Below are 7931 nucleotides of genomic sequence, written 5' to 3'. Positions count from 1 at the left end.
CGGGCGCGGTGATGGGCGCGCCCCACGCCCGTCCCCCGCCATCCCGCCGGCCCCGTGGCCCCGCCGTGGGGCCGGTCCGGAGCCGCCTGGGGGCCGTCCGGGGGCCCATCCCGGGTAACGCGGCTCACCTCGGCGGCCACGATCCCGGAACGGACAGCGCCCCGCCGACCGCCGCCACCGACCAACTGGCCGACGACGCGGGCCAGGCCCCGCAGTGCGCCCGCCCCGGCTGCTCCAACCCGGCACCAAAGAGCCCCACCGGGCGCCCGAAGCAGTACTGCCCCCGCTCATGCCGCAGCAAGGCCGACCGCGCCAAGGCCAAGGCCCGCGAAGCAGCAGCAGACGAGTCCGCTGCACCCGGCCCCGCAGCCGCACCGCGGCAGCGCTGCACCCGCTACCCCCGCTGCACCCGCGGCCGCCATCCAGGACGACGACGACCTCGCCCGCCGGGGAGAAGATGGCCGCTACCTCCTCGGCATCGCCGACACGCTGCGCCGCAAGCTCGCCGCCTTCCTGGAGGAGACCGCCACCGGCGACCCAGTCGCAGCCTTCGAGGAACTGGCGCTGCGGCTGCCCGGCTACAGCCACCGCGCCTACTCGATCGGCCAGAAGATCCGCGACAAGGCACGCCGGCCCGACCTCACCGAGGACGAGCGCCGCCACCGCAGGATGCTGGAGCGGATCGACCTGTGGAAATCCCCGCCTTCGACCTGAACGCCCCCATCCCCGGCCTCGACGACGGCCAGGAGCCGGCCCCATTCGCCTCGCGAGGCGAAACCGAAGCCGCCGACCAGCACCAGGACCACGGGCAGCCCGCCCCCGAGCCGGTCGGGACCGCCTCACCGGCCGCACTGCCGCGCCAGCACGGCGCCGACCTGCTGCGCCCGCCACCGGAGCTGTACCTGCGCGGCCTGGGCCGGTACGACCTGATCCGCAACGCCACCGCGCTGCTTGGCCCCGGCTGGGACCTGATCGGCTGGAGCCGGGCTTTCGGCCTCTTCTACGTCCGCCAGGACGGCCGGGCTCCCGGCCGTCCTGGCTCACGCCGCTCACCCGGACCCGGGTATTCGCCACTGCGTCGCCCTGGCGCTCCCCGCCCGCCTGGGAAGGCAGAGCAGCGGTGAAAGGGGTGGCCTGCGCTCGGGCCGCCCCTGGGCGCATATGGGCAGGCGTCGGCTGAGCCGCGCGTCGACGTCAGCCCGCCCCCTGGGGTGATCTGATGTTCGATCATCTGGAGATCAGGGTTGTTGTCGGTGGGACCTCGGTTCGCTGCCCAGTTGCGGCTCTGGGTCAACGGCGAGGACGTGGTCGAAGAGGCGGTGCGCGAAGGCGGCCGCGGACCGTACGCGGTTGATGTGCTGCTGGCCGCAGCCCCGGTCTTGTCCGGGCGACCGGCGAGGTGCGCCGTGTGGAGCTGGGGGAACCGGAGTGCAGCGGTGGCTGCTGCGGCTTCCTGACCGTGGTCGTGCAGCGCTCCGGGGAGATCGTGCAGTGGTCGGACTGGGAGGTTCCGTGGGAGGCGAACACCCCTGTGCCCTACCCTCCGCCGGAGCTCCACTTCGACGCGAGGCAGTACGACGTCGAAGTGGCTCGTGCTGAGGCGGACCGCTGGTGGCGGGTACATCCATAGCCCAGTACGGCGCGCTCCCGCCCAGCTGCTGGCCCACACCGGCCCCGCGCCCTTGGTCAACGGGGAACGCCCAGCAAGCCCAGGTGCTCCTGGGGCTCGTGAACATTCCGGCGAGGTTGTCACCGCCTACCGCCTACCGCCTCCGGAACCGACGTCGAAATGCTGCCCGTTCTCGTGAACAGAGCCGGTTGAGGAGGAGGCCTGCGAGCGGATGGTCCACTGGTGGCGCCGGGCCTACCCCGGGCACGCCCGCGACGGCTACCCGCCAGTGGCGCTGGTCCTCACCGGCGCCGGCGCGACGACGCTGAACAAACCGGGCCGCCCAGGTCGGCGACCTGGCCGCCGAGTTCTGGTGCGGCCGGCGCCACAGCACCCAATGCCCGGACGGCTGGGCCTGTTCTTCGGCCTTGCGTAACCGGTCGGCGAGGACGGCGCCGGCGAGTCCGGGTTCGTCCCCCAGATCTCCTTCCAGGACAACACCAGTCTCTTCCAGGGGCGTCTGGGGTGTTGGGCACCCCCTCCTGCCAGCGGGCCGTCCGGGCCCGCCGGCGTCCCGTGTGGGTGCCGGGTCCGGTTCGCCGACGGCGGCGGGACCGCGGTGGCTCGGGGATCACCGATGACCCCACCGTCTCCTCGGCGGCCCGCGCTCGGTGTCTGACGCGTCGTCGGTCGGGGCCGCTCCGCCGTGCTCGCTCGCCGCCGTCCCGGGGCGTGGTTGCTCAGGTCCGCCGTCACCGTCCGGGTTCGGAGTCCGTGTGAGGGCCAGTGCGTGCTGGTGGAGTGCCGGGTGTGCGGGTGGATCGTGTCATGGTCACCCCCGTTCCCGGGTTGCCGGTAGCAGTGGGTATCAGGCCTCGTCAGCGCCGCCTGGCAGGAAATTCTTCGGCGCGCTCCCATACGGACAACCCCTCAAAGCCATCCGCGACAGGAAGATTTCCCGTTCCGCGCGCCGATGCCGCTACCTCAGGGGCGCCTGTGGCGCGTGGCCTGCCCGGCCGTGCCCGCATCGCGTGCGGGGCGGCGATCGCCTCTCCCGCGGCTTTGCCCAGTCCTCCTCCGAATCGCCCGGCCCCCCTCTGACTTCACCGGTTCCTCTGGGTGTTGCTCCCTCGTTCGACCAGCGTCGGTGGCTTATGAGGCAGGCGGTTCCGTGGGGGACCAGGGGGTGTGACCTGCGGGTTTTCGGTGGTGCGGGCCGGGGTGGCCGGTGGCCCGGTGCCCGTCCGTGTTCTCCTCTTGTCATATCTCGATCCGTCGTTTCCACCAGGGAAGGCCATGTGGTGCGAACGGGTCGTTGACTGTCCGGGCGAGGATGCGTTCGTCGAGAGGCCCGAGTTCTCTGCGCAGTTCTCGGCGGGCCCGGGTTTGCAGGGCCCGGACGGCCCGTTCCAGCAGGGTTCTGACGTGGTAGTACCCGCTCCGCAGGTCCGTATCGTCGTATCCGTACCACGGCGCCAGGTCGCGACGCGGGCGCCGACCGGTTCGGGCCCAGCTCCCGAATGCGTGAGCGACAGTGCCAGGGTGTAGTCCGTAGGCCTGCTCGAACCGGGCGATCTGGCGATTGGCGCTGGCCGAGAGCCCTGGGATGACGGGGGGCCTGCGGACGACTGCGGGTCGGTCGCGGGGGAAGCGCTGCGGCAGGTGGGACCTTATCTCGCCCGGTGACCTGCGAGGCATGAAGACTTTTCCGGAGATCCAGTTCGTGAGATGGCGCGTGGCGACCCTAACGGCATGCCGGCCGCGGGCTCAAGAGCGTGGTGATGTTCCATCCCTGCGGTGCCCCGGCGTGGCCGGCGTCGGTCGTCCTGTTCTGTTGCGCCTCGGGGGGTGACGGCGTCCCGGCTGCTGCTTTCTTCGGCGCCGCCGTCGCCCGTGGCCTGTTGTCGGGGTTCTCCTGTCGGCCGTCGTCGCCGCCGTGCCGCCCTGCCGCCGCCGCGCTGTCGTCCCGTCGTCCTGTTGTGGCCGGGTTGATGGTCCGTCGGCGGGTTGCCGGGTTGTTGGTGTGGTCAGGGGCTTGGGGAAGTGGGGCCCCGTCGGGGTGGGAGGCTGGGGCGGCCTTGGGGTGCGGTGTCGGTGAGGTGGCGGTGGGCGGTGTGGAGGTGTTCGGCGGCCTGGCGCAGGTGGTGGCAGGCCATGGAGGGAGAGGCCGCGTTGTAGGGGCGGAGCCAGCGTTCGGCGGCGTGGACGCGGGCGAGTGCGGCGGTCAGGGCGTGGTGGGCCGGCCGCATCGAGGGGATGTCGGCGACTTCGTGCACGGTCCGGGCGAGGAGGACGGCGAGGTCTTCGGTGTCGGGCCATGCTCCGTCGGTGAAGTCGTGGCCCCACAAGGAGAGTCGGGCGGCGCATATCCCGACCCAGGCCTCCAGCCGGTCTTCCCAGGAGGGGGGCCTGGCGGGCGGGGACGGGGGCGGGTTCGGGATGATCGGCACCCGAACATGATCCGCCCACGGGCCACGGTCGCGTGGCCGTTTCACGGAAACCTGTTGACGACCTGTTGCACAACCCCGCCCGGCGGCTGCCTGCCCGGGCCGTGGGACGGTCGGGGACTGTTTCTCGGCGGCCGCCCGTCCGGGCCGTGGGATGGTCGGTGTCAGGTGTTCTGTCCCGTGAGGTCGTGGATGCGGCTTACGGGTGGCGCAGTGCCTCTGCGCAGGTGCACCCGTCCTGAATCCGTACGGGGTTCTCCGGCACTCGGCGTGAACTGCCAGGACACGCAAGGGCATCCGGGGAGCCGTTGCATAGGATCTCCTGTCGGCTCGACCGCCCCTGCGGACGCGCCGCGCCGTACTGCGGGATCGGGGAGGAACGGTGCGACGACGAGGCCTGGAACCAGGCCGTAGCGGAGATGTTGGATGGAGACGCTGTGACTTCCGGGAGTCCGAAACAACACGGCCTGACGCAGGTACCCGAGTCCCTTCGGGCCTTCGGCCGCTGGCAGCATGAGGGCGAGGCGGGCCGCCGGTGGCTGATGGCGCTGCCGGACACCGTCGCCCATTGGTGCGAGCGCTGGGACCTGAAGGTCGACGGGCCGCCCATGCACGGCTACAACAGCCTCGTCGTGCCGGTCCGCCGGGTCGGCGAGCCGCTGGCCCTGAAAGTCACGTGGCCCGACCAGCAGATGCAGGAACAGGTACTCGCCCTGCGCCTGTGGAACGGCCACGGCGCGGTCCGCCTGCTCGACACCGACACCACGGCGGGCGTCATGCTGCTGCAACGCCTGGACCACACCCGCCCGCTCCGGGACGTACCACTGACACAGGCGGTCCCCGTGATCGGGATACTGCTACGGCGGCTGGCCGTCGAGCCACCCCACGGCCTGCGTACGACCGCAGACATCGCCGCGGGCCACCGGCGGGAACTCGCCGGCCAGTGGGAGGACCTGGGCCGCCCGATGCCCCGACGCGCACTCGACCGCGCACTGGACCTGGCCGAGGAACTGTCCCACGACGACTACACCATCCTGGTCAACAACGACCTCCACTACGACCAGGTCCTGCGCACCCCCGACGGGCACTGGTCCGTCGTCGACCCGCTGATCGTGCGCGGCGTCCTCGAATACCAGGTCGCACCCCTGCTGTGGAGCCGGTTCGACGAACTCGGCCCCTCCCGCGTCCAGTGGGGCATCGACGCCCTGGCCGACGCCGCGGACCTCGACCCCGACCGCGCCCGCAAATGGGCACTGCTGCGAGCCGCCGAGTACTGGATGTGGGGCCTGCGCGCCGGCTTCACCGAGGACCCGGCGCGCTGCGCCCACCTCGTGGAAGCACTCACCTGACCCCCACCCCGCCCCTTGCCCCGTCGCGCGGAACGGTAACGGTCGGCGTCAGCCGAGACCGGGCGCCGTGAACCGGGCGCCGTGAACCGGGCGCCGTGAACCGGGCGCCGTGGACCGGCAGGCCTGTCGGACGGGCCCGCGGGAATCCGGGTGCGGTGGTTTGCGGGGGCGGATCGGGGTGAGAAGAGGACCGGTGGTCGGGAACGCGGTCAGGGCGGTGGACATCCCCCTCTTCACCGTCCGGACCCGTGCCACCGGGGTTCAGAGCCCGGCCGCCGTGGCGGTCACACACCGGTGGCCAGGGGCCCCATGGCCGGTGTCAGGGCCGCCGGCCGCCCCAGCGTCAGTCGAGTCCGAGTCCGAGTCCGAGTCCGAGTCCGAGCGCGGCGCCGTGGGGGTGCGTGGGCCGGCGACGGCACCTCCGCCCTGGCCGACAGGCGGGCGGGCAGGACGCTCAGCCGCTCGCCGACGGTCCGAAGCCGGTCAGCGGTGGCGACCGTAATCGGCGGTTCACTTCGGGCGCCACCGGCCGGGAGTTGAACTCAGGCCAGACCGGGTTCGGGACGGGGCCTGTGGCGTACTGCCGAGTGGTGTCACCCGCTCCCGGTCGAGGACGCGAGACCGAACCTGCTCAGCCGAAACCAACCTCGGTGAAGCAGCAGCCTCCGCGCTCGGTTGCGGACAGGGCCTGGACCGACGTGAGGCGCGGGGTATCGCGGAAGTACTGACGGAAGCCCGACGCGCGGAACCTCAGGTCGAACGAGTGGCCTTCGACGTGCCATTGCGGCCAGTCCTGCCTGCCGTCGTCCGGCGCCAGCCGGTGCACCGAGTCGATCTCCAGCTCCGGATGCATGCCCTTGAAACCGAGGTCGCCCTCAAGGTCCCAGACCTCTTCGAAGACGAGCGTCGCGGGGGCGATCCAGAAGGAGAAGTTCTTTGCCGGCCGGACCGGGTGGACCCAGCGGACGATGTAGTCGAGGTCGAGCAGAAGCCGGGGCAGGACGTCTTGCGTCTGCTGCACGTACAGGCCGTGGACGGTGGCGTCGTGCCAGCCCATCTCCTCGAAGTCGGTATCGCTCCAGACGCTCTTCGAGAGGCCCGATTCCTGATGGCTGCCGCTGTTCACACCTGTATCCAAGCAGGCCACGCGCCAGTGCGTCGACGGCGGCCACCAGGTCGGTGCCGCCCCGCGCCGCCGCGGTCCCGCTGCCGCCCGCGCCACGGAGGTGCCGGGGGTGGTGCCAGCCCGGACGGCGGCGTGGATGCGGTCGCCCTCTGGGTTTCGGTAGAGCTGCGCGCGCAGCCACCAGTGGCGCAGGGTGCCGCCGATCACGCAGTCGTCGGCCTCGCTCATCTCCCGGTATACCTCCATCCGCCGCGCAGGCGGCGGGCACCAGAAGCCGGCTGTCCCGGTCGACGAGGCGTGGGGTCTGACCGGCAGGCCACGGGAGTGAGTGGAGAGGTGCACACCGCTGCCCTGGCCCTGGCCAAGTACGGTCGGTCGCCCCTGCATTCAAGCCCCGTCCACCACCGTGAGAGGCTTTGTTTCATGTGCTGCACTCTGATTCAGCGCCCTCACGCGCTCGTCTCGTTGTCCGCCTTTCGACAAAAGGTGCGTTTTGCCGTGATCGCGGTGGCGTCGTGAGCGAGACAGCGCGAGTCGTTCTGGCTTTCGACGGGAGTCAGACCATCTTCACCGGTGCTCTATTCCTCGCAATCCCGGTGGCGATGCTCGGAGGCCTTGTGTCGTTCCTTTCTCCTTGCGTCCTCCCTCTCGTTCCAGGCTACTTGTCCTATGTCACTGGATTCTCTGCTGCGGACCTTGCCGACGCCGAGGGTAGAAAACGCGGCCGAGTTCTACTCGGCGCCACCCTCTTCGTTGCAGGATTCACGATCGTGTTCGTATCCGCAGGAGCATTATTTGGATCGTTCGGATATTTCCTCCAGCAGCATCAGCGTATTATTCAACAAGTGTCCGGAGCTTTTGCAATCCTCATGGGATTGACGTTCGCCGGCTTGCTGCCGAAATTTGCTCAGCGCGAGTTCAGATTGCACCGACGGCCGATTGTCGGTTTGATCGGAGCCCCCGTGCTCGGCGTGGTCTTCGGCGTGGGATGGACACCATGCCTGGGACCGACACTCAGCGCAGTACAGGTGCTCGCCATGGAACAGGCGAGCGCCGGACGGGGAGCCCTGCTCAGCGCCGCCTACTGCGTAGGCCTGGGCCTTCCCTTTCTGGTGACGGCAGTCGCCTTCCGTGGCGCACTCGGAGCATTCGGCTGGGTGAAACGGCATTACCTCTTGGTCATGAGGCTGGGCGGCGGCATGCTGGTCGTCGTAGGAGTCCTGTTGCTGACAGGAGCTTGGGACCAGATGATCGGAATCATCAGGGAATGGGCAAGCAACTTCGATCAGTCCGGACTCGTGTCCATCTAGTGTCCTGAGTCTTAGGAAAGCTATAGAAGTATGCTGGGCTCATGGCGCGTATGGGTCGGCCGACGGTCGAAGTGGTTCTGACGGATGACG

General features: G+C 70.2%; 6 protein-coding genes. 4 read left to right on the top strand and 2 right to left on the bottom strand.

The genetic code is table 11. The annotated features are described in order from the left end of the window. Positions 1 to 54: 54 nt before the first annotated feature. Entirely contained in the window at positions 55 to 714 is a 660-nt protein-coding gene (locus ACFV61_RS32400; RefSeq protein WP_380495550.1) for a hypothetical protein, read from the top strand. Then, positions 690 to 1124 carry a hypothetical protein gene (locus tag ACFV61_RS32395; RefSeq protein ID WP_380495548.1) on the top strand — a complete coding sequence of 145 codons (435 nt, stop codon included), beginning with the start codon at positions 690 to 692 and terminating at the stop codon, positions 1122 to 1124. The genes ACFV61_RS32400 and ACFV61_RS32395 overlap by 25 nt, the downstream gene beginning before the upstream one ends. A gap of 2512 nt (positions 1125 to 3636) precedes the next feature. On the opposite strand, the gene ACFV61_RS32390 is transcribed toward ACFV61_RS32395, so the two are convergent. Continuing rightward, positions 3637 to 4059 carry a hypothetical protein gene (locus ACFV61_RS32390; protein WP_380434389.1) on the bottom strand — a complete coding sequence of 141 codons (423 nt, stop codon included), beginning with the start codon at positions 4057 to 4059 and terminating at the stop codon, positions 3637 to 3639. A 434-nt stretch (positions 4060 to 4493) separates the two neighbouring features. On the opposite strand from ACFV61_RS32390, the gene ACFV61_RS32385 reads away from it, so the two are divergent. Continuing rightward, positions 4494 to 5405, top strand: a complete 912-nt coding sequence (locus ACFV61_RS32385; RefSeq protein ID WP_380495546.1) for an aminoglycoside phosphotransferase family protein — start codon at positions 4494 to 4496, stop codon at positions 5403 to 5405. 631 nt (positions 5406 to 6036) lie between these two features. Here the strand turns inward: ACFV61_RS32385 and ACFV61_RS32380 are convergent. Then, positions 6037 to 6759, bottom strand: a complete 723-nt coding sequence (locus ACFV61_RS32380) for a hypothetical protein (protein ID WP_380495544.1) — start codon at positions 6757 to 6759, stop codon at positions 6037 to 6039. A 287-nt stretch (positions 6760 to 7046) separates the two neighbouring features. Here ACFV61_RS32380 and ACFV61_RS32375 point away from each other — a divergent pair, with 287 nt between their 5' ends. Next, entirely contained in the window at positions 7047 to 7841 is a 795-nt protein-coding gene (locus ACFV61_RS32375) for a cytochrome c biogenesis CcdA family protein (RefSeq protein ID WP_380495542.1), read from the top strand. The last annotated feature ends 90 nt before the right edge of the window (positions 7842 to 7931 follow it).

The organism is Kitasatospora sp. NPDC059817 (genome assembly GCF_042731835.1).
Taxonomy (GTDB): Bacteria; Actinomycetota; Actinomycetes; order Streptomycetales; family Streptomycetaceae; genus Kitasatospora.
The sequence above is the reverse complement of the archived record's forward strand: the minus strand, read 5'-3'. Positions and strand labels throughout refer to the sequence as shown.